Annotated in this window: 19 protein-coding genes and 1 riboswitch; of the genes, 14 read left to right on the top strand and 5 right to left on the bottom strand. The window is 34.4% G+C overall.

The genetic code is table 11. The features are described from left to right. Positions 1 to 26: 26 nt before the first annotated feature. Positions 27 to 1,349, bottom strand: coding sequence for a CoA-disulfide reductase (locus A4G25_RS05030; RefSeq protein ID WP_047131663.1), 1,323 nt, complete (start codon positions 1,347 to 1,349; stop codon positions 27 to 29). Positions 1,350 to 1,454: 105 nt separating this feature from the next. Further along, positions 1,455 to 2,300, bottom strand: coding sequence for a Cof-type HAD-IIB family hydrolase (locus tag A4G25_RS05025; RefSeq protein WP_047131664.1), 846 nt, complete (start codon positions 2,298 to 2,300; stop codon positions 1,455 to 1,457). Positions 2,301 to 2,590: 290 nt separating this feature from the next. Here A4G25_RS05025 and A4G25_RS05020 point away from each other — a divergent pair, with 290 nt between their 5' ends. The 3 genes from A4G25_RS05020 to clpB all read left to right on the top strand — a co-directional run bounded on the left by A4G25_RS05020 (position 2,591) and on the right by clpB (position 7,859). After that, entirely contained in the window at positions 2,591 to 2,899 is a 309-nt protein-coding gene (locus tag A4G25_RS05020) for a metal-sulfur cluster assembly factor (RefSeq protein ID WP_047131665.1), read from the top strand. 313 nt (positions 2,900 to 3,212) lie between these two features. Then, positions 3,213 to 5,051 carry an acyltransferase family protein gene (locus tag A4G25_RS05015; protein ID WP_047131666.1) on the top strand — a complete coding sequence of 613 codons (1,839 nt, stop codon included), beginning with the start codon at positions 3,213 to 3,215 and terminating at the stop codon, positions 5,049 to 5,051. Positions 5,052 to 5,249: 198 nt separating this feature from the next. Then, positions 5,250 to 7,859: an ATP-dependent chaperone ClpB gene (clpB, locus tag A4G25_RS05010; protein WP_047131667.1), complete on the top strand. Its 2,610-nt coding sequence runs from the start codon at positions 5,250 to 5,252 to the stop codon at positions 7,857 to 7,859. Between the two features lie 100 nt (positions 7,860 to 7,959). Here clpB and A4G25_RS05005 read toward each other — a convergent pair whose 3' ends face one another. After that, positions 7,960 to 8,163, bottom strand: a complete 204-nt coding sequence (locus A4G25_RS05005; RefSeq protein WP_047131668.1) for a YjzD family protein — start codon at positions 8,161 to 8,163, stop codon at positions 7,960 to 7,962. A gap of 261 nt (positions 8,164 to 8,424) precedes the next feature. Between A4G25_RS05005 and A4G25_RS05000 the strand changes: the two genes are divergently transcribed. From A4G25_RS05000 to A4G25_RS04990, 3 genes are all read left to right on the top strand, one after another. Continuing rightward, the gene (locus A4G25_RS05000; RefSeq protein ID WP_047131669.1) at positions 8,425 to 9,366 is read left to right on the top strand and encodes a beta-ketoacyl-ACP synthase III; all 942 of its coding nucleotides are present in this window, start codon (positions 8,425 to 8,427) and stop codon (positions 9,364 to 9,366) included. Between the two features lie 11 nt (positions 9,367 to 9,377). Continuing rightward, a complete protein-coding gene (gene fabF, locus A4G25_RS04995; RefSeq protein ID WP_047131670.1) occupies positions 9,378 to 10,622 on the top strand; it encodes a beta-ketoacyl-ACP synthase II in 1,245 nt (414 codons plus the stop codon). Between the two features lie 255 nt (positions 10,623 to 10,877). Next, entirely contained in the window at positions 10,878 to 12,116 is a 1,239-nt protein-coding gene (locus A4G25_RS04990) for an MFS transporter (RefSeq protein ID WP_047131671.1), read from the top strand. Positions 12,117 to 12,148: 32 nt separating this feature from the next. Here the strand turns inward: A4G25_RS04990 and A4G25_RS04985 are convergent, their stop codons facing one another. Then, positions 12,149 to 12,523, bottom strand: coding sequence for a DUF3899 domain-containing protein (locus tag A4G25_RS04985; protein ID WP_047131672.1), 375 nt, complete (start codon positions 12,521 to 12,523; stop codon positions 12,149 to 12,151). A gap of 270 nt (positions 12,524 to 12,793) precedes the next feature. Between A4G25_RS04985 and opp3b the strand changes: the two genes are divergently transcribed. The 7 genes from opp3b (at position 12,794) to thiC (ending at position 21,883) form a co-directional block, all read left to right on the top strand. Then, the gene (gene opp3b / locus A4G25_RS04980; RefSeq protein WP_047131673.1) at positions 12,794 to 13,720 is read left to right on the top strand and encodes an oligopeptide ABC transporter permease; all 927 of its coding nucleotides are present in this window, start codon (positions 12,794 to 12,796) and stop codon (positions 13,718 to 13,720) included. Next, positions 13,720 to 14,784, top strand: a complete 1,065-nt coding sequence (opp3C, locus tag A4G25_RS04975) for an oligopeptide ABC transporter permease (RefSeq protein ID WP_047131674.1) — start codon at positions 13,720 to 13,722, stop codon at positions 14,782 to 14,784. The genes opp3b and opp3C overlap by 1 nt, the downstream gene beginning before the upstream one ends. A gap of 14 nt (positions 14,785 to 14,798) precedes the next feature. Then, on the top strand, positions 14,799 to 15,881 hold the full coding sequence (locus tag A4G25_RS04970) for an ABC transporter ATP-binding protein (RefSeq protein WP_047131675.1): 1,083 nt from the start codon (positions 14,799 to 14,801) through the stop codon (positions 15,879 to 15,881). After that, complete coding sequence (locus tag A4G25_RS04965) at positions 15,871 to 16,917, top strand: ABC transporter ATP-binding protein (protein WP_232011930.1); 1,047 nt, start codon at positions 15,871 to 15,873, stop codon at positions 16,915 to 16,917. The genes A4G25_RS04970 and A4G25_RS04965 overlap by 11 nt, the downstream gene beginning before the upstream one ends. A 15-nt stretch (positions 16,918 to 16,932) precedes the next feature. Further along, positions 16,933 to 18,597 (top strand): peptide ABC transporter substrate-binding protein, encoded by a 1,665-nt coding sequence (locus A4G25_RS04960; protein ID WP_047131676.1) that lies wholly within the window; start codon positions 16,933 to 16,935, stop codon positions 18,595 to 18,597. Positions 18,598 to 18,757: 160 nt separating this feature from the next. Then, positions 18,758 to 19,750, top strand: a complete 993-nt coding sequence (locus A4G25_RS04955; RefSeq protein WP_047131677.1) for an MsnO8 family LLM class oxidoreductase — start codon at positions 18,758 to 18,760, stop codon at positions 19,748 to 19,750. Between the two features lie 105 nt (positions 19,751 to 19,855). Beyond that, positions 19,856 to 19,954: riboswitch (TPP riboswitch) on the top strand. A gap of 183 nt (positions 19,955 to 20,137) precedes the next feature. Continuing rightward, positions 20,138 to 21,883 (top strand): phosphomethylpyrimidine synthase ThiC, encoded by a 1,746-nt coding sequence (gene thiC, locus A4G25_RS04950; RefSeq protein WP_047131678.1) that lies wholly within the window; start codon positions 20,138 to 20,140, stop codon positions 21,881 to 21,883. Positions 21,884 to 22,406: 523 nt separating this feature from the next. Here the strand turns inward: thiC and trpS are convergent. Continuing rightward, positions 22,407 to 23,402, bottom strand: coding sequence for a tryptophan--tRNA ligase (trpS, locus tag A4G25_RS04945; protein WP_047131679.1), 996 nt, complete (start codon positions 23,400 to 23,402; stop codon positions 22,407 to 22,409). A 396-nt stretch (positions 23,403 to 23,798) separates the two neighbouring features. Between trpS and spxA the strand changes: the two genes are divergently transcribed. Continuing rightward, a complete protein-coding gene (spxA, locus tag A4G25_RS04940; protein WP_002481951.1) occupies positions 23,799 to 24,197 on the top strand; it encodes a transcriptional regulator SpxA in 399 nt (132 codons plus the stop codon). Positions 24,198 to 24,368: the final 171 nt, after the last annotated feature.

Below are 24,368 nucleotides of genomic sequence, written 5' to 3'. Positions count from 1 at the left end.
GATTGTATTTATTTTTATTTGTAAAATTATTTATTTTGAGCTTTATATCCGATCATATTAATAATATCTTTTGGAGAACTGAACGGTGGTGCATAAGCACTTTCAAATTCAGTTAGTTCATCGACAGTCATATCATTTTGCATTGCCATAGATAAAATATCAATTCGTTTATCGGCACCAGATTTACCTACTGCTGCTGCGCGTAATATTTTTCTAGATTTATTTTCAAAGTATACGCGTAAATGAAGCGGTTCAGCTCCAGGATAATAGCCTGCATGGTTCATCTGTTTGGCTTCAACGATTGTATAATCGAAATGACTTAAATCAGAAGGGCTTACACCGACACTTGTTAATGTATAATCAAAGAATTTCACTGCATTTGAAGCTAAGAATCCTTTAAAAGGGACGTTGCGTGTTTGAGTAATATGTTCTGCTGCAATGCTTGCCCCTCGATGTGCGCCCCAAGCTAACGGAACATGTGTAGGTAAATTCACATGACGATAAAAATTAGAGGCAATGTCACCAATTGCATAGATGTTTCTATAGTTTGTTTGGAAATATTCATTAATCGGAATATATCCAGCATCATCTTCTTCAATTCCGGAGCCTTCTAAAAACTCTGTATTTGGTTTGATACCGATACCTTCAATAATGATATCAAAGTCTTCTGTATTTCCAGATTTAAAATGAACGGTTTGACCATCTACTGAATCAACTTCTTCGTTTAATCGGTAATCAATTTGACGTTCGTCCATTTCATCAAAGATGACTTTATTCATATCTTGATCCATTAACTTATTGATTTTTTCAGAACGATGGATCAATGTTGTTTGAATGCCCCTGTTGTAAAAGTTTTCTAAGACTTCTAAGGATATATATCCAGCGCCTATAATAAGTGCTTTTTTAACATTGTTTTTAGTGATGTAAGATTCAATGTCATCTGTATCTTCTAAATTACGTAATGTAAAAGCCATATTACTTTCTAAAGGTAATCGATTTGCTCGACAACCTGGGCTCATCACTAAATAATCATAGCTTTCAGTAAAAGTTTCATCTGATTTTAAATTTTTTACAGTTACAGTCTGGTTATTAGGGTCAACTTGAATGACTTCATGGAATACTTTTGCGGTTATACCTTTGTTTTCTTTGAATTGTTCAGGTGTAAAATTAAGTAATTCAGAACGGTTGTCAATCAGATTACCTAGATAATAAGGAAGACCGCAATTTGCAAATGTAATATCACGGTCTTTTTCGAAAATAGTGATATCACAATCAGGATCTAAACGTCGAAGCTGACTTGCAAATGTTGCGCCTCCTGCTACGCCGCCAATAATAATAATTTTGGTCATTTTTTTGCCTCCATTTACTGTTGAATAAGAAAAAAGACAAGGTTACTATAAAGTACATGTTCATCTAAGTACTAAAGCAAACCTTGTTTTTACTTGAAAATATATTTATCTTGAATAAACTTTCGTTTCATTATTATATGGGATATTGAGGCTGAAGAAATCGTTAAGATATCTACCTATACCATCTTTGTTGTTAGAATATGTGACTTCATTTGCAATGTGTTTCAATTCATCTAATCCATTTTCCATTGCGATACCATGTTTTGCATATTTAATCATTTCCGTATCGTTATCTTCATCACCAAAAGCGATAATATGATTGCGATCAACACCTAATTTATCTTTCACACTATCTATACCACGTGCTTTACTGATGCCCCTTTTAACAATTTCAATAACTGGGAATGGTGCACCCCAACGTCTGTGCTCTATACTTTCAGCGTAGAAACGAGACAGCATTTGTTTAACACGAGGAATCATTACTTCATCTGCTTCAATTAGAATTGAAGTCGGAGGTTCTTTTAACTGATTCACAATATCGCCAGTTTCAATTTTAGGATTGCCCATAGAGAATCCATCAAAAAGATGTTGATCGAAGTTATCAATATATACATGGTCTTTGACTTCAGCAATAATATTTTTCACCTGCATTTTTTGAAGAGATTCAATAATGCTTGCTGCTAAGTCTGGATCGAGTGTTTCGTGAGTCACAGGTGCATCTGAATCAGTTGGATTATGTACAAATGCACCATTGAAATTAACAATAGGTGTATTTAGGTTTAATTGTTCATAGTATAGCTTACTCGCACGGAAAGGTCTGCCTGTTGCTATCATAATATAGTGACCTTGTTCTTTAAGTTTTTCTAAAACTTTCAAAGTATAAGGTGAAATTTCTTTTTCATCATTCAATAATGTCCCATCTAAATCTAAACAAATTAAATATGGTTCCATAAAATTATCTCCTTAATGCTGAGAGGATTCGTTAAATAATGCATGTACTGCAAATTTTAAAATAGGCTGAACGCCTAAAGAAAGTATGATGCTTTTCTTCAAGTTATCGTTCTAGCCTTTATAGTGATAAACAAAACATTGATGTCTATAGTTAATAATATCTTGTCATTTGAAGAGATATTATTATTTAACACCTTATCCAGTGTATTCTAATAATAGCATTTTATTGGAGTTTTGTCGGATATTTGATATATTAAGATTAATAATTATTGCTTAGAGAGGTGAGCGAAATGGAGGAAGCATTAAAAGATAATATTCTTGGTGCATTAGAAAATGTAATTGACCCTGAGCTAGGCATAGATGTCGTTAATTTGGGTTTAATATATAAAGTAGATCTTGATGATGATGGTTTATGTAAAGTTGAAATGACTTTAACTTCAATGGGTTGTCCGCTTGGACCGCAAATTATTGAACAAATCAAAATGGTTCTTGCTGAGATTCCTGAAATCCAAGAAACAGAAGTTAATATTGTATGGAATCCACCATGGAATAAAGATATGATGTCACGCTATGCGAAAATTGCTTTAGGCGTGAGCTAATTTACATTTAAAAATAATGTTATCACTTTAGAAAGAGAAACGATACATTGCTTAACGTTAAACTTTAAAACAGTTTAATGCAATGCGTGTCGTTTCTCTTTTGTTATTTAAAATAAAACTATCACAAAATAGTCAAATTTAAATAATGTACGGTTTTGTAAGATTTAAAATTAACTCAAATCGCATATAATGACTTGATATTGCAAGATTATTACATTAATATTACAAGTGGTAATTATGACGCAAACGTGCCTATTAAATAGATACATAGCACATGTTAACGGAAATTAAAGATGGAAAGAAAGGTAAGTGCATGAATAATTTGAAGCGCAGTTCAAGTAACAATAACTCGCCTAAGAAGATGAATTACATGCCTGGACTCGATGGGTTAAGAGCGATTGCGGTTCTAGGAATTATTATTTATCATTTGAATAAACAATGGCTTGCAGGCGGTTTCTTAGGTGTTGATACATTTTTTGTTATTTCTGGTTATTTAATCACAAGTTTGTTGTTAATAGAGTATAAGAAAAATGGAAGTATTGATTTAAAAAAATTCTGGACGAGACGTATTAAACGTTTAATACCAGCCATGGTATTTGTGGTCAGTATCGTCACCATTGTCACTCTGATTTTGCAGAGAGAAGAAATTATAAGAGTGAAACATGATGCTTTTGCAGCACTCTTTTATGTTTCAAACTGGTGGTACATTGCAAAAGACGTAAACTACTTTGATCAATTCTCATTTGAACCATTAAAACATTTATGGTCACTCGCAATTGAGGAACAATTTTATTTATTTTTCCCACTAGTTCTTATTTTATTATTGAATAAAATTAAAAAGCCGAAACAAATCACACTGATATTTTGGGTGATTTCTCTAATTTCATTGTTGGTGATGGTATTGTTAACACACCCTGGAATGAACTTTTCACGTGTGTATTTCGGTACTGACACAAGACTGCAAACACTGTTGCTAGGTGTTATATTAGCATTCTTATGGCCGCCGAACAGATTGAAAAAAGATCCGCCTTTTGCAGTTCGTTCACTGGTAGATATTGTTGGTGTGATATCGCTTGCGATTTTGGTTTGTCTCTTTATATATGTAGATGACCAAAGCTATTGGATTTATAATGGTGGCTTTTACTTGATTTCAGGAATTACTTTATTCTTGATTGCAAGTATCGTACATCCATCCGGATTGTTGGCTCGATTTATGGGTAATCCTGTATTCGTTTATTTAGGTAAACGTTCATACAGTTTATATTTGTGGCACTTTCCAGTTATTATTTTTACACATCGATATTTCGTAGCAGGACAAATTCCTATTTATGTCTACTTGATTGATTTAGTACTGACAGTTGCTATGGCAGAGTTCTCATATCGATATGTAGAAACACCTTTCCGTAAAAAAGGCTTCAAAGCGCTATCTATTAGTAATTGGTCTAAAAGCAACATTGTCCGTTGGGTTTTAATGCTTCTTATATTAATTCCATTTGTACTTATTTTAGCTGGACTTTTTGATAAATACGGTAAAGATACTGTAGGAGAAAAAGCGACGCAGTTTGATACGAATAGTATTGATAAATATGTAGTAAGACCTATTCCTTATGGAAAAATGGATTTCCTAGGAAATGGCGGCGGTGAAGAACCGGAAGAAAGTACAGATGTATATGATGATGTGCAACCGTTATTAATCGGTGACTCCGTCATGGTAGATATTGGTGAATACTTTAAAGAAAGTGTGCCGCGTTCTGTTATCGACGGTAAAGTAGGACGAAATATGTATCAAGCGAAGCCATTAATTGATTCGCAATATAGCCATTACAATAAAAAAGGCGACAAGGTCATTATTGAACTTGGTACAAATGGTGATTTTGATAAAAATCAACTTGATTCAGTTATCAAATCATTTGGCGATGCGGATGTATATCTTGTAAATACACGTGTGCCACGTGATTACGAAAAACACGTGAATGACTTGATGAAAGAAGCAGCAGCTAAACATAAAAATGTAAAATTAGTAGATTGGTACAGCCGATCAGCAGGACACAGTGAATACTTTGCACCTGATGGTATTCATTTAGAATATTCAGGAGTTAAAGCATTATCTGATGAAATTATTAAAACAATGGGATTAAAAAAAGATAAATAAAATAGTAAAGTAAGTGTAGGAATGGAGCTGGAACATTATTTTTTCCAGCCCCATTTCTTTTTTAAATTTTTTTGAATTCAAAGAGGGTAATAAGTTGAAAAAATCTTAGAATATAGCTTATACTATTATTAAGGTCAAAGTAAGTCAAAGTCAAGAAGGTTCTTGGCTCAGTATACTGAATCGACAGAGGTGAATAAATTGGATGCAAATAAAATGACATATGCTGTTCAAGAATCATTGCAAGGTGCAATTGAAATCGCAAAACAGCACGAACAGCAAAATGTAGAAGCAGAAGCAGTTTTGATTGCTGCTTTAAATAGTGAAAATAGTCTTTTTAAAAGTGTACTTGAACGCGCTAATATAGATATAGTAGCACTTTCTGAAGCATATGAAGAAAAACTAAATCATTATGCAACAGTCAAAGGCGATAATATACAATATGGACAATATATTGGTAATAATACGAATACACTTTTTAACCAAGCTGAAAAAATAATGGAAACGTATGATGATGAATTCGTCTCTATGGAACATCTTTTACTTGCTGCGATTGAAACAAATGAAATAACTCAGCAATTTGTAGGCAATAAGGATGAAGTAATCAAAGAAATTATTAAGAAAGTCAGAGGAGGAAATCACGTGACATCACAAAATCCTGAAGCAAATTATGAAGCTCTAGAAAAATACGGACGTGATTTAGTTGAAGAAGTCCGTCAAGGCAACATGGATCCTGTTATTGGACGTGATGAAGAAATTCGTAACACAATACGAATTTTGAGCCGTAAAACTAAAAATAACCCTGTATTAATAGGGGAACCTGGTGTAGGTAAAACTGCAATTGTTGAAGGCTTAGCACAACGAATTGTTAAAAAAGATGTGCCTGAGTCTTTATTAGATAAAACGATTTTTGAATTAGATTTAAGTGCTTTAGTAGCTGGCGCGAAATATCGCGGTGAATTTGAAGAACGATTAAAAGCTGTATTGAAAGAAATCAAAGATTCAGACGGCAGAATCATATTATTTATTGATGAATTGCATATGCTAGTTGGAGCAGGTAAAACAGACGGCGCCATGGATGCCGGTAATATGTTGAAACCGATGCTTGCTAGAGGTGAACTGCATTGTATCGGTGCTACAACTTTGAATGAATATCGTGAATATATTGAAAAAGATTCTGCGTTAGAACGTCGTTTCCAAAAAGTAGGCGTTTCTGAACCGGATGTAGAAGATACAATTTCAATTTTACGTGGTTTGAAAGAACGTTATGAAGTATATCATGGTGTGAGAATTCAAGACCGTGCTTTAGTAGCAGCAGCGGAATTATCTGATCGCTATATTACAGATCGCTTCTTACCGGATAAAGCAATTGATTTAGTAGACCAAGCTTGTGCTACTATCCGTACTGAAATGGGATCTAATCCGACAGAACTTGATCAAGTCAATCGTCGAGTTATGCAATTAGAAATTGAAGAAAACGCATTAAAACATGAATCTGATAATGTCAGTCAACAACGTTTAAAAGAGTTGCAAGAAGAACTTTCAAATGAGAAAGAAAAACAATCAGCATTGCAATCTCGCGTAGAACAAGAAAAAGAAAAAATCTCAAAACTGCAAGAAAAACGAGCAGAATTGGATGAAAGCCGCAAAGCTTTAGAAGATGCGGAAAATAATTATGATTTGGAAAAAGCAGCTGAATTACAACATGGTAAAATACCGAAATTAGAAAAAGAATTGCGTGATTTAGAAGATGCTTTCCAAGATGAACAAAGCGAAGATCATGAAAGAATCATCCGTGAAATTGTTACAGATGAAGAAATTGGGGATATTGTCAGTCAATGGACAGGTATTCCAGTTACTAAATTAGTAGAAAGTGAACGTGACAAATTATTACACTTAAATGATATCTTGCATGAACGTGTTGTAGGTCAAGACAGAGCTGTGGATTTAGTCGCAGATGCAGTTATTAGAGCCAGAGCAGGTATTAAAGATCCTAATCGTCCAATAGGCAGTTTCTTATTCCTAGGTCCTACAGGGGTAGGTAAAACAGAATTAGCTAAAGCTTTAGCTTCTTCTTTATTTGATTCAGAAAAACACATGATTCGAATCGATATGAGTGAATATATGGAAAAACATTCCGTTTCAAGATTAATTGGAGCTCCTCCTGGCTATGTAGGTCATGATGAAGGTGGACAATTAACTGAAGCTGTGAGACGTAATCCATATTCAGTTATCTTGTTAGATGAAGTTGAAAAAGCTCATTCAGATGTCTTCAACGTATTGCTTCAAATTTTAGATGAAGGACATTTAACTGATTCTAAAGGACGTAATGTTGACTTCAAAAACACAATTATTATTATGACAAGCAATATCGGCTCTCAAATTTTACTTGAACAAGTAAAAGAAACAGGTGTTATTTCTGAAACTACAGAATCTGCAGTAATGACAAGCTTAAACCAATACTTTAAACCTGAAATTTTGAACCGTATGGATGATATTGTTCTCTTCCGCCCATTATCTGTTAATGATATGAGTATGATTGTAGAAAAAATTCTTACAGAACTTAATATTCGTTTGCTTGATCAACGTATTTCTATTGAAGTGTCAGAGGCAGCGAAAAAATGGTTGGGTGAGGAAGCTTACGAACCTCAATTTGGTGCAAGACCGCTTAAACGTTTTGTTCAACGTCAAATTGAAACACCATTAGCACGTATGATGATTAAAGAATCATTACCAGAAGGTACAACTGTTAAAGTTGATTTAGGCGATAATGAATTGAACTTCAAAGTAGAAGAAGCACAATTAAATTAAGATAGAACAAAATGCTGGAATCTCGAGAAAACTAAGAGATTCCAGCATTTTTTGTAAAATAAAAAATCCAGTATTAAATACCGGATTTAATGTCGATATGTTATTGTTTGCTGTCTTCCGCTGAAGTTGAATTTTTAACCGGCTTCATAAGCACATCTAAAATTGCAACTACAATTGTGAAGATAACCGCAAATAAAATTGGGATAATAAAATTCAATTTGCCGCCACCTGCTAAACTATTTAATACGAAGTTTACCATTTCAAGCAACAATACTGACCAGAATAGTACCATAATGTATCTCATCTGTAGTGCCTCCATAGAATTATCTTTATTTTAATTATAAATTAGAACAATAGCTTTGTATAGTGATGGAAGTAAAATATCAAAGTTTTACCTTATTAAAATCGGGTTTTGACATCACAATAATTGTGATACGGAACTTCAAATATTATAATAGTATGAGTAATTCCATAACAGATGATAGTTAAAGCGCTTGTGTTTAAAAAGAAAAATATGATAAATTAATACCTGGTATTAAAAATATTTTTAAGAAGGTGTAGAACCATGGACGTGGGTATTAAAGGTTTCGGAACTTATGTTCCGGAAAAAGTAGTAGACAATGCCTATTTTGAAACTTTTTTAGAAACTTCGGATGAATGGATTTCTAAAATGACAGGAATTAAAGAACGCAGATGGGCAGGAGAAGACCAAGAAACATCAGATCTTGCATATGAAGCTAGCATAAAAGCAATTAAAGATGCAGGTATAAAACCTGAAGATATAGATATGGTCATCGTTGCGACTTCAACAGGTGATTTTCCATTTCCAACTGTAGCAAATATGCTTCAAGAACGACTAGGATTAGGTAAAGTAGCAACAATGGATCAACTTGCTGCTTGTTCTGGATTTATGTATTCATTAATTACTGCTAAGCAGTACATTGCATCAGGCGATTACCAAAACATTTTAGTCGTTGGTGTAGATAAATTATCTAAAATTACAGATATGACAGATCGTTCGACTGCAATTCTTTTTGGTGACGGAGCTGGAGCAGCAGTCATCGGAGAAGTTTCAGAAGGACGCGGTATTATGAGTTATGAAATGGGTTCTGACGGCAGCGGCGGCAAATATTTATATTTAAACCCTGAAAATGGCAAAATCTTTATGAATGGTCGTGAAGTGTTTAAATTTGCAGTACGAATTATGGGAGAAGCTTCACGTAATGTTGTTGATAAGGCTGGTATTACTGCTGACGATGTTGATATGTTTGTTCCACACCAAGCGAATATCAGAATTATGGAATCAGCTCGAGAACGTTTAGGAATCCCTAAAGAAAAAATGAGCGTTTCAGTGAATAAATATGGTAATACTTCGGCGGCTTCTATTCCGTTAAGTATCGGCCAAGAACTTGAAAACGGCAGAATCAAAGATGACGACGTCTTGGTTCTAGTTGGATTCGGCGGCGGCCTGACTTGGGGCGCAATTACACTAAGATGGGGAAAATAGGAGGATAAAGTATGAGCAAAGAGCAACGCGTTGTAATTACAGGACTAGGCGCATTATCTCCACTAGGTAATGATGCGAAAACTTCATGGGAAAATGCCTTGAACGGTGTTAATGGTATTGATGAAATTACACGCATCGATACATCTGATTACAATGTTCATTTAGGCGGAGAATTAAAAGATTTTAATATTGAAGACTATATTGAGAAAAAAGAAGCGCGTCGTATGGATCGTTTTACACAATATGCAGTCGTTGCTGCACGTGAAGCGGTTAAAGATGCTAAGTTAGAAATCAACGATGCGAATGCAGATAGAATCGGTGTATGGATTGGTTCAGGTATCGGTGGAATGGAAACATTCGAAGTTGCACATAGCCAATTGCTTAATCGCGGTCCTCGTCGTGTCAGCCCATTCTTTGTACCAATGTTGATTCCTGATATGGCTACTGGACAAGTTTCTATCGATTTAGGTGCAAAAGGCCCGAATGGTTCTACTGTTACAGCTTGTGCAACAGGTACTAACTCAATTGGTGAAGCTTTTAAAATCATTCAACGTGGCGATGCAGATGCTATGGTTACTGGCGGTAGTGAAGCGCCAATTACACATATGGCTATTGCAGGTTTCAGTGCCAGCAGAGCGCTTTCTACTAATGATGATAAAGAAACAGCTTGTCGTCCATTCCAAGAAGGCCGAGACGGCTTTGTAATGGGTGAAGGTGCAGGTGTTTTAGTGATTGAATCATTAGAATCAGCACAAGCACGCGGTGCTGAAATCTATGCAGAAATCGTAGGTTATGGTTCAACAGGTGATGCATACCATATTACTGCGCCAGCTCCAGAGGGTGAAGGTGGTTCACGTGCAATGCAAGCAGCTATGGATGATGCAGGCATCCAACCATCAGATGTACAATATTTAAATGCACATGGTACTAGTACACCAGTAGGTGATTTAAACGAAGTGCTTGCAATTAAAAATACATTTGGAGATGCAGCAAATAACTTAAAAGTCAGCTCAACTAAATCAATGACAGGTCACTTATTAGGGGCAACAGGCGGTTTAGAAGCAATCTTTTCAGCGTTATCAATTCGTGATAGCAAAGTTGCGCCGACAATTCATGCAGTAACTCCGGATCCAGAATGTGATTTAGATTTTGTACCAAACGAAGCTCAAGATTTAGATATTACTTATGCGATGAGTAATAGTCTTGGATTTGGCGGACACAATGCTGTATTAGTATTTAAAAAATTTGAAGACTAGCGGCAAAATAGTCTATTAAGACATAAAGAAATGATAAGCATTTGAAGCGGTTATTTTAATCGTTTCAAATGCTTTTTTTCTTTTTATTCAAAACAGAAATAAAGATTTTAAAATCATAAACTGAAATGAATACACCATATTAGCATTAAATGTGTATAATGAAATAAACTATTAAAAAATAATGTTCTTTTTAATTAATGATTTAACGCATTAAATCAAAAAAACTAAATGCATAAACAAAGGTGGGTGAAATCGATGCATCAATTGAATCAACTTTCTAGAACATTAAAAGCAAGAATGCTGTGTGATTTTTTGCTTACACTTTCAAGTTCTGCGATTTTACCTTTTATCGCTTTATATCTAACCACTATGATTAATGCTGTTTTTGCAGGTATTTTCTTGATGGCAACTGTTATCATCGGATTTATAGTATCATTTATCGGCGGCTATGTTTCTGATCACTTTGAACGTAAAAAAGTAATCAGTTTTGTCCACGGGATTTATACAGTGTGTTTAGTGTTGCTAATAATTACTGTAAATATGCATGGTATTGGATTGGTATTATTTTGTATAACGTTCTTCGTTTTTTCCATAACCAATTCATTTGAAATGCCCATTTTAGAAGCAGCGATTATGGATGCTATTCAAGCTCAACGTCGTGACTTTATTTACCGTTTCTTCTACTGGATGAACAATATTGCTATGGCAATCGGTATGTTGATAGGTGCAGCATTGTATGCTGAACATCGTCATTTACTATTTGGTTTGTTTCTCGCTGCAAATTTAATTAGTTGGTATGTGTTTGTATTCATTTATGATGTACAACAAAAATTTGCGAATCATGATTCGTTGGACTCTGTAGTTAAAAAGTTTCTGCATGGCTATGTACAAGCTTTTAAAGACAAACCCTATATCATTTTGATGCTCGCATTCAGTTTTGTATTCATGGCAGAAGCCAGCTTAGATACATATGTCATTGTACGTCTCCAAAAAACATTTGATCCGGTATCATTTTTAGGAATTAGAATTGATGGGGTACGTATTTTCACGTTAATTATGATTGTAAATACGATCACAGTTGCGTTCTTAACCTTTTATATAAATCGTTTGGTTGAAAGTTTTTCGAAGAAGGTAATATTTGTGATTGGAATTTTCTGTTATACTTTTGGTTATGTCATGATCACATCAGCTAATGTCTTATTTTTTATTTTAGTTTTTGCATTTATTGCAACAATTGGTGAAATTATTTATTCACCAATTTATAACTCAGAAAGATTTGCATTAACACCAGAACATGCTAGAGGTGTGTATAGTTCAATCAGTTCATTAGGTTTTACTACTGCAAAAGTACTTTCTCAATTAGGTTTAGTGATTGGCGTATTCTTAACACCATGGATGATGTCTGTTTATACTGGTGTAATTGTATTAATTGGTTTTGCGTTAATGTATCTCGTGCTGTTTAAAATGCCGAAGATACAACAAGTTAAAGAATAATAAATTAAAAACGGCGACGCTAGTTGCCGTTTTTAAAAAGTAAATATTGCGCATAAACATAAAAGAATTAAAACTGCATTGATAATTGTCATTCTTTTTGCCCATGCCTCTACTAAATAAAAGTCTCTTTTTGCTTGCTTAGGGTTCATAAATTCATCATCTTCCCAAGCCTTACGATGCTTTTTTCCTCCCATTTGATAACGGATACGTCTGAATCCATAGCTTGTCGCATCAAAAATCCCATCTTGAACTAGGATTACTACGAATCCTGCAATAAACAAAATCATACTTACAATAAATAAAATATCTATATAATTTGACCAAGTATGTGTTCTGAATCCCCATATTATTAAACTGAGAACAGGTGCAAACAACACCCAAATTAACCATTGTAAATATTTGTTCATATTTTTCTCCTAAATTAAAAATTATATACTTTTCCAACTATTAACCATATCTATAAATATTTTTTTAATAAAAAACTGACGTTAGAAAGTAGAAAATACCTTGTTAATACTAAGTTTATTATACATGTTTTACGGAACATTTTGTTGCAACAATTAAAATATTCTAAAAATTGTGTTGATTTAGAATGCAAATTATAGCTATAATAATATTAAAATATTTCTGAAAATTTTGAAGGAATGTTTATTTTGAATTCATAAGGGGGATTGTCTATGTTTAGATATATACTCAAACGTTTTGGATATATGCTGATCTCTTTGTTCATCATTATGACTATCACTTTCTTCTTAATGAAACTGATGCCAGGTTCACCATTTAATGATGCAAAGTTAAGTGCAGACCAAAAGGAAATTTTAAACGAGACATATGGTTTAAATGATCCAGTTATTGTTCAGTATCTGCATTATCTTAAAAATGTTGTGACAGGAGATTTTGGGGTGTCATTCCAATATCATAACCAACCGGTTTGGGATTTAATCCAACCTCGTCTAATACCATCGATGGAAATGGGATTAACGGCAATGGTTATTGGAGTTATTTTAGGATTAATTTTAGGGGTTGCTGCTGCAACGAAACAAAATACTTGGGTGGACTACTCTTCTACAGTTATTTCAGTTATTGCTGTATCAGTTCCATCATTCGTTTTAGCAGTATTATTACAATATGTTTTCTCAGTAAGATTGAGATGGTTCCCAGTAGCAGATTGGGAAGGTATTTCAACAGCCATCTTGCCATCACTTGCACTTTCAGCGAGCGTACTTGCGACAGTCGCACGATACATACGGGCGGAAATGATTGAAGTGTTGAGTTCAGATTATATTTTATTGGCAAGAGCTAAAGGTAACTCTATGATGCGTGTACTTTTCGGTCATGCACTTAGAAATGCGCTTATTCCAGTTATTACAATTATCGTTCCGATGTTAGCAGGTATTTTAACAGGGACACTAACAATCGAGAATATCTTCGGGGTTCCAGGACTAGGGGATCAATTCGTCAGATCGATTCAAACGAACGATTTCTCTGTCATTATGGCCACTACACTGTTATTCAGTACGTTATTCATTGTATCGATTTTCATTGTAGATATTTTATATGGAATTATCGATCCGCGTATTAGGGTGCAAGGAGGTAAAAAATAATGGCAGAAAATAAAGATCATTTGCATGGAGACTATTCCAATGCAGCACTCACACATACAACTGATGGGGAAAATGCACCGGATTTTTTACTTGTTGAACAAGATATTGAAAGAGAACCAGAAATTCAACGTGAAAGCAAAAACTTCTGGCAAGATGCTTGGAGTCAGTTAAGACGTAATAAATTAGCAGTTATCGGTATGATCGGCTTAATACTCATTATTATTATGGCTCTAGTTGGACCATTGATGAGCGGTCATGATTATGCAGAACAAGATGTAGACCGACGTAACCTTCCAGCTAAAATTCCAGTACTTGATAAGATTCCATTTTTACCATTTGATGGACAAGGTGCAGATGGAACAAATGCTTATAAAGATGCAGGAGTAAAAGAAAACTTCTGGTTCGGTACAGACCAATTAGGTCGTGATTTATGGTCACGTACATGGCAAGGTGCGCAAGTTTCACTATTTATCGGTGTAGTAGCTGCAGCACTAGATATTTTCATAGGAGTGGTTTATGGCGCAATATCCGGCTTCTTTGGCGGCAGGGTTGATGACATAATGCAAAGGATTATTGAAATCATCGCTTCTATACCAAACTTGATTGTCGTAATTTTATTCGTATTAATTTTTGAACCATCTATTTGGACAATTATTATTGCGATGGCAATTACAGGTTGGATAGGAATGAGTCGTGTGGTACGTGGTGAATTTTTAAAATTAAAAGGACAAGAATTTGTTTTAGCATCTCGTACATTAGGTGCTTCAAAAACTAAATTGATTTTTAGACATATTTTGCCGAATACATTAGGTGCAATTGTTGTAACTTCAATGTTTACTGTACCAAGTGCGATTTTCTTCGAGGCTTTCTTAAGTTTCATCGGAATCGGGGTACCAGCACCGAAAACATCGCTCGGTTCATTAGTAAATGATGGGCGTGCCATGTTATTGATTCATCCACATGAATTATTTATTCCGGCATTAATTTTAAGCTTATTAATCTTATTCTTCTACTTGTTCAGTGATGGATTGCGTGATGCATTCGATCCGAAAATGCGTAAATAAGGGAGGCAGTTCGTATGGCAGAAAGAATATTAGAAGTAAACGACTTGCATGTCTCCTTTGATATTGACGCAGGAGAAGTGCAAGCAGTTCGAGGAGTAGATTTTTATTTAGACAAAGGGGAGACACTTGCAATTGTAGGTGAATCTGGCTCTGGTAAGTCTGTGACTACAAAAGCTTTGACAAAATTATTCCAAGGTGATGTTGGTCGCATCAAGAAAGGCAAAATCAACTTTTTAGGAGAAGACTTAGTTGAAAAACCAGAAAAAGAATTAATTAAATTAAGAGGAAAAGATATTTCAATGATTTTCCAAGATCCAATGACTTCTTTGAATCCTACGATGCAAATTGGAAAACAAGTCATGGAACCGCTTATGAAGCATCGTGGATATAGTAAATCGCAAGCTAAAAAAAGAGCGTTAGAAATTTTGGATATGGTTGGATTGCCGAATGCTAAAGAGCGTTTTAAAGCATATCCTCACCAATTCTCTGGAGGACAAAGACAGCGTATCGTTATTGCTACAGCCCTTGCTTGTGAGCCGAAAGTATTAATCGCAGATGAACCAACAACAGCTTTAGATGTTACAATGCAAGCTCAAATTTTAGATTTAATGAAAGAGCTGCAAAAGAAAATCGATACGGCTATTATCTTTATCACACATGACTTAGGTGTCGTTGCAAATATTGCGGATAGAGTTGCTGTAATGTATGGAGGTCAAATGGTAGAAACAGGCGATGTTGATGAAATCTTCTATGATCCGCAACATCCTTATACATGGGGACTATTATCGTCAATGCCTGATTTAGAAACTGGTACTGAAACAGAACTTGTAGCTATACCAGGTACACCACCTGATTTATTGCATCCGCCAAAAGGTGATGCATTCGCAGCTAGAAGTCAATATGCTTTAGGTATTGATTTTAAAGAAGCACCTCCATGGTTCCAAGTTTCACCGACACATTTTGTAAAATCGTGGTTGTTAGATGAACGTTCTCCTAAAGTACAGCCGCCTGAATTGGTTGTGAGACGTCAAAGAGAAATGCCGAATAAATTTGAGCACGCTGAACGTGTAGAAAGGGTGGCGTTCAATGAAGGATAACCAAAATAAAGATTTTGAAGAAACAAGCGGTGCATTAGAAAAGCAAAATGAGATTGAAAAAGAACAATCAGAATTAAACGCACAACGTCAACAACCTGCTGGAGATAAAGAAGTATTAGTAAGTGTTAAAAATTTAAAACAATACTTTAATGTCGGAAAGCGTAATGAAGTTCGTGCAATAGAAGATATTTCTTTCGATATTCTCAAAGGGGAAACATTTGGCTTAGTTGGAGAATCTGGTTGTGGCAAGTCTACAACAGGAAAAGCATTAATTAAACTAAATGATGCAACAAGCGGAGAAGTGTATTACGAAGGGGTTAATATTCAGGATATTAAAAACCGCAAAGATATGTTGAAGTTTAATAAGAAAATTCAAATGATTTTCCAAGATCCATATGCTTCACTTAATCCAAGATTAAAAGTAATGGATATTATTGCGGAAGGTATTGATATTCATAAATTAGCAAAAAGTACAAAAGAACGTAAAAAACGAGTGTATGACTTGTTAGAAACAGTAGGATTAAAAAAAGAACATGCCAACCGATATCCGCATGAGTTCTCAGGAGGACAAAGACAACGTATCGGTATCGCACGTGCATTAGCAGTTGAACCAGAATTTATTATTGCAGACGAACCGATTTCAGCATTAGACGTTTCGATTCAAGCACAAGTTGTTAATTTACTGTTGAAATTGCAACGCGAAAAGAATATTACATTCTTATTCATTGCGCATGACTTATCTATGGTTAAATATATTTCAGACCGTATTGCTGTGATGCACTTTGGAAAAATTGTAGAAATCGGTTCAGCGGATGAAATTTATAACCATCCTTTACATCCTTATACACAATCTTTGTTGTCAGCAGTGCCACAACCTGATCCGGAAAGTGAACGTACAAGAACACGTATTACTTATAAAGAAAATGCTGAAGAAAATCCAAACCGTTCTTTACAAGAGATCAAACCAGATCATTATGTATTTGTGACAGATAAAGAAGCGGAAGAATTGAAACAAAGATTAAAACAAACGGTGTAAAGGGGGAGAAGCATTATGAAGAAAAAATTAATTTCATTCGCCTTAATGCTTGGAATTGCAGCGTTAGTTTTAAGCGGGTGCAGCCAAGGCGGCGGTATTTATGATGGGAAAGGACAAGTGTATCGTTCAGTATTATCACAAGATATGAGTACATTAGACACTGTTCTTGCAACAGATACAGTTTCGTTCAATGTTTATAATCAAGTTTACGAAGGTCTATATTCTTTAGACAAAAAAGACCAAGCTGTTCCAGCAATTGCTAAAGGAATGCCTAAGAAAAGTGATGGCGGTAAAACATTAACAATCAAAATGCGTAAAAATGCAAAATGGTCAAACGGTGATCCAGTTACTGCCAACGATTTCGTGTATGCTTGGCGTAAGGCATTAGATCCTAAAACAGCTTCTGAATATGCATATATCATGTATGATATTAAAAATGCACAAAAAATTAATGAAGGTAAAATGCCTGTTAATAAATTGGGTGCAAAAGCGTTAGACAAATATACAGTACAGATTAAACTGAACAAGCCGTTACCATACTTCAACCAAATGTTAGCATTCGGTACATATATGCCGCAAAATGAAAAAGTTGCGAAAAAATACGGCAAACAATATGGAACGACAGCTGATAAAGCAGTATACAATGGTCCATTTGAACTGACAGATTGGAAAGTTGAAGACAAAATTTTGATGAAAAAGAATCCGAAGTATTGGGATAAAAAAGCTGTTAAGTTAGATAAAATCAATTTCAAAATTTTGAAAGACCAACAAGCAGGTGCATCTTTATATGATACAGGTTCAGTAGATAATGCTGGTATTACATCTGAACAAGTTGATAAATATAAAGATAGTCCAGCACTATTTAAACGCTTAAAAGCTTCTACATTCTTCTTAAAGATGAACGAAAAAGAACAACCTGAATTCAAAAATAAAGATATGCGCTATGCAATTGCACAATCAATTGATAAAAAAGCATATGTTGATAATGTATTAGGAGATGGCTCGAAACCATTTGATGGTTTTACTTCTAAAAAGACAGATATCCTTCCAGATGGTAAAGATTATGCTGATTTAGTAAAATCTCCATTGAAATTTAATAAATCAGAGGCAAAAGCACATCTTGATAAAGCGAAAAAAGCTTTAGGCAAAGATCAGTTTACATTTACACTGAACACTGAAGATACTCCAAGTTCTAAAATTTCAGCACAATTTATCAAATCACAAATTGAGAAAAATCTGCCAGGAGTAACTGTAAATATCAAACAATTACCGTTTAAACAACGTGTAACTGCAGAATTAACAATGAATTATTCAATGTCTCTATCAGGTTGGGGACCAGACTATCCGGACCCGATGACTTATTTAGATACTATGACAACAGGCAATGCCCAAAATAACACAGGCTGGGGCAGTAAAAAATATGATAATATGTTGAAAGAAGCAAACGGATCATTATTGAAAAAGCCTGATGAACGTATCAATAAACTAAAAGATGCTGAAGAGTTTATGTTAAGTGAGGCGCCAGTAGCACCAATTTATCAACAAGGTGCAGCAAGTCTTCGTAACCCTCAATTGAAAGGTATTGTATATCATGAAATTGGCGGAGAAACTACACTTAAACATGCTTATATCGATAAGAGCATCGATAGAGAAACAGGAAAGAAAAAGAAAGATCAATAAAGTGAGATTTAATGGGAGAAATTCACTTCAAAAAGAAATTTATATAATAATGCACACAGTCTATACGGCTGTGTGTTTTTTTAGAGAGAAAACTATTAAATTGACTTTAAAAACAAATAAATCTAGCATTTAAGAAAAGAAATAGATTGGGGTGGATATAATGTTGCCGATAAGTATTTTAGATCAAACACCAATTAATAAAGGACAAACTGTTACAGAAGCTTTGAATCATACGTTAGAATTAGCACAACTTGCAGATCAGTCAGGTTATACACGTTATTTTCTATCTGAACATCATAATCTTAAAGATGTGGTAGGAACTTCTCCAGAAATATTGATTATGTATTTGCTTGATCATACAAAACAAATGAGGATTGGTTCTGGAGGCGTTATGTTGCAGCACTATCATCCTTTAAAAGTAATTGAACAATTTCATTTAATGGATAAACTATCAGATCAACGTGTGGATTTAGCAGTAGGTAAAGCACCCGGCGGATACCCAAAAGTTGTTGATTTATTACAAGAGGAACTACAAAAACCATTAAAGCATTTTGATGAAAAGTTCTCACTTTTAAACCAGTTGAACACTCAAACATATACTGGTCATAGTGAATATGAAGGAATTCGTACTGCACATCGTGATGAAACAGACGGACCTGTGCCAGTATACTTGTTAGGAACAAGTGAACATTCCGCAATTCAAGCAGCAGAAGCACAAACAGGTATTGTCTATGCATATTTCATCAACTCTGATTTGTCAGAGTTGGAAAAAGCGTTAAAAGCATATAAATCACGTTATCCAAAAGGGCGATTCATCGTATCGATACCTGCTGTGGTTACAGCAGATGGAAATCAAAAGCTACCTTTCAGATTTTCACAAAGACATTATGAATTAACATTTGAAGACGGCAGCAGAATTGTATTAAATACGAAACAACAAGTGGATGAATATCGTAGTGAGTCAGAAAAAAGTTTTGAAGTAGTTGAGAAAAAAATGAAAATTATCAGTGGTAGCAAAGAAGAAGTAATAAATACATTGAATGAGATTAACAGAAGCGGTTTAATTGATGAATGGATGCTGCACATGCCTGTTCAAAGCCATAAATTAAGAATGAATACAGTCAGAGAATTGGCACCAGTGAATTCAAAATAAAAATTGCAACTACTAAAAAAATCGAATGATATTAATTGTATTTCATTTTAGATTTTGACTTGAACATTAAAATAATGAATGTTAATATAAATTTGTAAATTAAATATTCATTGCTAGGGGTGCCGTATAGGCTGAAAGATATATTATCAACCCTTTGAACCTGATCTAGTTAGCACTAGCGTAGGGAAGCGTGTAAACATGATAAGAGAAATTTGAATTCGAAAATATGTATAGTCTGTATTAGGCTAGTCGTTACATAATTTTTTCGAAGTTATAAAAATAGATTCTTTTCTACGCATTCATAAATTAAATGAATGCGTTTTTATTTTTATTATGTGTTTTTCGGCAAATGCGTCTCCTAGCATTGATTTGAGGAGGCTATTTTTAATGAAACAAGATGAAATTGAATTGAAAAAAGGATTCCTAGCAAGTCGCAGAATTTTTAAACAAGGTGAGGAAGATGATATACGTGTTCCTTTTAGAGAAATCGAATTAAGTGATACTGTGACTGAATATGATACACAAGTTAATGAACCTTTTGTGGTTTATGATACTGCAGGTCCATATCATGAAGAAGAATATGAAGTAGATGTACAACGCGGTATTCCAGATATACGTTCAAAGTGGATTCTTTCGCGTGATGATGTTGAAAGTTATGAAGGTCGCAGAGTGCAATCAATCGATAATGGATTTAAAAAAGAAGGTCATAAAAAATTTGTTGAAACACCATTTAAATATCAGCCTAAACGTGCTCAAAATGGTAAGCGAGTTACACAAATGCATTATGCAAGACAGGGTCTAATTACAAAAGAAATGAAATTCGTAGCACTACGTGAAGGTGTTGAACCTGAATACGTTCGTGATGAAATTGCCCGTGGACGTGCTATTATTCCTAATAATGTCAATCATCCTGAGTCAGAACCAATGATTATTGGAAAAAATTTCCAAGTTAAAATCAATGCGAATATCGGAAATTCTGCTGTGTCTTCATCTATTGAAGCAGAGATTGAAAAATTGGTATGGGCAACACATTGGGGTGCAGATACAATCATGGATTTATCTACAGGAAAAAATATTCATGCGACACGAGAATATTTATTAAGAAATTCACCCGTACCTGTCGGTACAGTTCCGATTTATCAGGCTTTAGAAAAAGTGAATGGTGTCGCTGAAGATCTGACTTGGGAAATTTATAGAGATACACTGATTGAACAAGCAGAACAAGGTGTAGATTACTTCACCATTCATGCAGGTGTTTTATTACAGTACGTTCCATTAACAGTTGATCGTTTAACAGGAATTGTTTCGCGTGGAGGTTCTATCATGGCGCAATGGTGCCTTGCACATCATGAAGAAAGTTTTTTATATGAGCATTTCAGTGATATTTGTGAGATCTTGAATCGTTATGATATTGCAGTCTCTTTAGGAGATGGGTTGCGACCAGGTTCTATTTATGACGCGAATGATGAAAGTCAGATTGCTGAATTGAAAACATTAGGAGAATTAACAGACATTGCTTGGGAACATGATGTACAAGTAATGATAGAAGGCCCAGGACATATTCCAATGCATAAAATTAAAGAAAATCAGTATTTAGCTGATTTTTATTGTAAGGAAGCACCGTTTTATACATTAGGACCACTCACAACAGATATTGCACCAGCGTATGACCATATTACTTCAGCAATCGGGGCAGCTCAAATTGCGAGTCATGGTACAGCAATGCTTTGTTACGTTACGCCTAAAGAACATCTTGGATTACCTAATAAAGACGATGTTAGAGAAGGTGTGATTACTTATAAAATTGCAGCGCATGCTGCTGATTTAGCAAAAGGACTTCCTGGTGCAGCAGAACGAGATGATGCAATTAGTAAAGCTCGTTTTGAATTCAGATGGATTGATCAATTTAATCTATCGTTAGATCCTGAACGTGCACGTGAATACCATGATGAGACATTGCCGAAAGAGTCTGCTAAAGTTGCTCATTTCTGCAGTATGTGCGGTCCTAAATTCTGTTCAATGCGCATTTCACATGATTTACGTCAAAATCATTTTGATGAAAAAGAAAGACAAGAAGCGATGAAAGAAAAAGCACATGACTTTATAGAGCAAGGCAGTCGAATTTATCAATAAAAATAAAAGTCCTCTATTAACATTCCGCATTTTCAGCGATTGCTTAATAGAGGACTCTATTATTTAATTTGCAGTTGTTAATGATGAATTACTGCGAGCAGCATTGTTTCAACATATAATATCAGGCTCGTGATAATCCAAAAAGCATCTGAGTTTTGGATAGATCTTAGTGTTTGAGAAGCGGATTTTTCAGTTGTTTTTTTATTACTGAAGTGAAAATGACCGCCATGATATAGATTTTTAATTAAAATACCCGCAAATATTACAAATGATAAAACAAAGTGTAGTTTACGATAGCGTGATAAGCTACGAATAAGTTAAAAAGTAAATATAAGATTAGCGCGATGTATAAAAGAATTCTAAAAGGATGTAATTTCAAGATGTCTCACTCCGATTCTATGTTGTAATTTTATTATACAACGTTTTCATTACTGCATAAATATAAAATTGTGTAATTTAAAAATAATTGTAAGATTAAAAAATGCACCCTAAAAATTCAGGATGCATTTCAGTGTTTAGTATGTTATTTTCTGCGTTTACGTCCTAATCCCATAGCACGTTCCATCTTTTCTAAAGTACGTTCAGAAGCTTTGATAGCTTTGTCGCGTCCAAGATCTAAAATGTCGTCTAATTTTTCAGAGTGATAATAGCTTTCGTAGCGTTCTTGGAAATCAGTAAGGAATTGCTTAACAACTTCTGCTAGATCTCCTTTGAATTTACCGTAACCTTCACCTTCATAACGTGTTTCTAAATCAGCAATAGATTCGTCTGTCAGGCTAGAGTAGATACTTAATAAATTACTGATACCTGGTTTATTATCTTTATCATATTTAATAATTCCATCTGAGTCTGTTACAGCACTTCTGATTTTTTTAGCTGCTGTATTTGGATTATCTAATAAAGAGATGAAGTTTTTAGCATTGTCATCACTTTTACTCATCTTTTTAGTTGGATCTTGCAAGCTCATTACACGTCCGCCTATTTTTGGCATGCGTACTTCTGGCTTGATTAGGATATCGTTATAACGGCTATTAAAACGATCCACTAAATTACGTGTTAATTCTAAATGTTGCTTTTGGTCTTCACCGACAGGAACAATATTTGTATTATATAACACAATATCTGCTGCCATTAATGGTGGGTAAGTCAACAACCCGGCTGGAATACCTTCTGTTTGTTTTTGAGACTTATCTTTAAATTGTGTCATTCTTTCTAATTCACCAACAGAAGAAATTGTCGTTAGCATCCAACCTGCTTGAACATGTGCAGGAACTTCAGATTGAATAAATAATGTAGATTTTTCCGGATCAATACCAGAAGCTAAATAAATTGCTGCTAATTGACGCGTACGTTCGCGTAATTTAAGTCTATCTTGAGGGACTGTAATCGCATGTTGGTCTACGATGCAGAAGAAACAATTATAGTCATCTTGAACTTCGCTGAATTGTTTTAATGCACCGATGTAATTTCCTAAAGTCGGAATTCCGCTTGGTTGGATTCCTGAAAATAGAGTTTCCATTTTTGATGCCCGCTTTCTATGTAGATTATGATATTTATTTCATTATACCAGTATTTTCATTGTTTGTAAGGTGTGTTAAAATATATACATAGACAGTTTTTTACATGTCTCACTGCTTGGATTTTAAAGCAGACTATGAGCAAATTGATCAAATAGTCGATGTGTTTGAAATTTTCTATAAATAATTTCCCGATTCTCATTTAATTTTAATGTAGAGAGGGTATAATTCAGATATAGAGTTAAGAGAAAGAGAAATTTGTAGCGTATAGTCAAGATAAATGATAAGTATACTTAACTTAACATAAACAAGCACTACGTTTAAATTTAGAATGATTTTCTTAACCAATTCATTTAAAATCAATGAATTTAATTCATGATAATAGGAGAGTGAGATGTATGGTAACACTATTCACATCACCAAGCTGCACATCTTGCCGTAAAGCGAAAGCATGGTTACAAGAACATGACATTCCGTATACGGAGCGTAACATTTTTTCAGAACATTTAACAATTGATGAAATTAAACAAATTTTAAAAATGACAGAAGACGGAACAGATGAGATTATCTCAACTCGTTCTAAAACATATCAAAAATTAAACGTCGATATCGACTCTTTACCATTGCAAGAATTATACACAATCATTCAAGATAATCCAGGATTATTACGTCGTCCAATTATCTTAGATGAAAAACGTTTGCAAGTTGGTTATAACGAAGACGAAATTCGTCGTTTCTTACCAAGAAAAGTGCGTACGTTCCAATTACAAGAAGCACAACGAATGGTGGACTTATAAGAAGCAAGTTCTAACTAAATTACCATGTAAGGAGCTGCAGTACAGTTGTGCTGTGGCTTTTTATGATTTTAAAATGCAAACCGTTTTCATAGAGTATTACAGGGTAATATGTTAGTATAATAAGTCAACGGTACGTCACTCTTCATTAGATAACTTATAAACAAATAAATT

It is taken from the genome of Staphylococcus condimenti (assembly GCF_001618885.1).
GTDB lineage: Bacteria > Bacillota > Bacilli > Staphylococcales > Staphylococcaceae > Staphylococcus > Staphylococcus condimenti.
This window is presented reverse-complemented; position numbering and strand designations above follow the sequence as displayed.

Bases quoted from the DNA above. Each gene is read 5' to 3' on its own strand.
- fabF (WP_047131670.1), top strand. From the start codon at position 9,378: ATGAGCAAAGAGCAACGCGTTGTAATTACAGGACTAGGCGCATTATCT.
- spxA (WP_002481951.1), top strand. From the start codon at position 23,799: ATGGTAACACTATTCACATCACCAAGCTGCACATCTTGCCGTAAAGCG.
- A4G25_RS04960 (WP_047131676.1), top strand. From the start codon at position 16,933: ATGAAGAAAAAATTAATTTCATTCGCCTTAATGCTTGGAATTGCAGCG.
- A4G25_RS04965 (WP_232011930.1), top strand. From the start codon at position 15,871: ATGAAGGATAACCAAAATAAAGATTTTGAAGAAACAAGCGGTGCATTA.
- A4G25_RS05025 (WP_047131664.1), bottom strand. From the start codon at position 2,300: ATGGAACCATATTTAATTTGTTTAGATTTAGATGGGACATTATTGAAT.
- A4G25_RS05005 (WP_047131668.1), bottom strand. From the start codon at position 8,163: ATGAGATACATTATGGTACTATTCTGGTCAGTATTGTTGCTTGAAATG.
- A4G25_RS05030 (WP_047131663.1), bottom strand. From the start codon at position 1,349: ATGACCAAAATTATTATTATTGGCGGCGTAGCAGGAGGCGCAACATTT.
- thiC (WP_047131678.1), top strand. From the start codon at position 20,138: ATGAAACAAGATGAAATTGAATTGAAAAAAGGATTCCTAGCAAGTCGC.
- opp3C (WP_047131674.1), top strand. From the start codon at position 13,720: ATGGCAGAAAATAAAGATCATTTGCATGGAGACTATTCCAATGCAGCA.
- A4G25_RS04990 (WP_047131671.1), top strand. From the start codon at position 10,878: ATGCATCAATTGAATCAACTTTCTAGAACATTAAAAGCAAGAATGCTG.
- opp3b (WP_047131673.1), top strand. From the start codon at position 12,794: ATGTTTAGATATATACTCAAACGTTTTGGATATATGCTGATCTCTTTG.
- A4G25_RS04985 (WP_047131672.1), bottom strand. From the start codon at position 12,523: ATGAACAAATATTTACAATGGTTAATTTGGGTGTTGTTTGCACCTGTT.
- trpS (WP_047131679.1), bottom strand. From the start codon at position 23,402: ATGGAAACTCTATTTTCAGGAATCCAACCAAGCGGAATTCCGACTTTA.
- A4G25_RS05020 (WP_047131665.1), top strand. From the start codon at position 2,591: ATGGAGGAAGCATTAAAAGATAATATTCTTGGTGCATTAGAAAATGTA.
- A4G25_RS05000 (WP_047131669.1), top strand. From the start codon at position 8,425: ATGGACGTGGGTATTAAAGGTTTCGGAACTTATGTTCCGGAAAAAGTA.
- A4G25_RS05015 (WP_047131666.1), top strand. From the start codon at position 3,213: ATGAATAATTTGAAGCGCAGTTCAAGTAACAATAACTCGCCTAAGAAG.
- A4G25_RS04955 (WP_047131677.1), top strand. From the start codon at position 18,758: ATGTTGCCGATAAGTATTTTAGATCAAACACCAATTAATAAAGGACAA.
- A4G25_RS04970 (WP_047131675.1), top strand. From the start codon at position 14,799: ATGGCAGAAAGAATATTAGAAGTAAACGACTTGCATGTCTCCTTTGAT.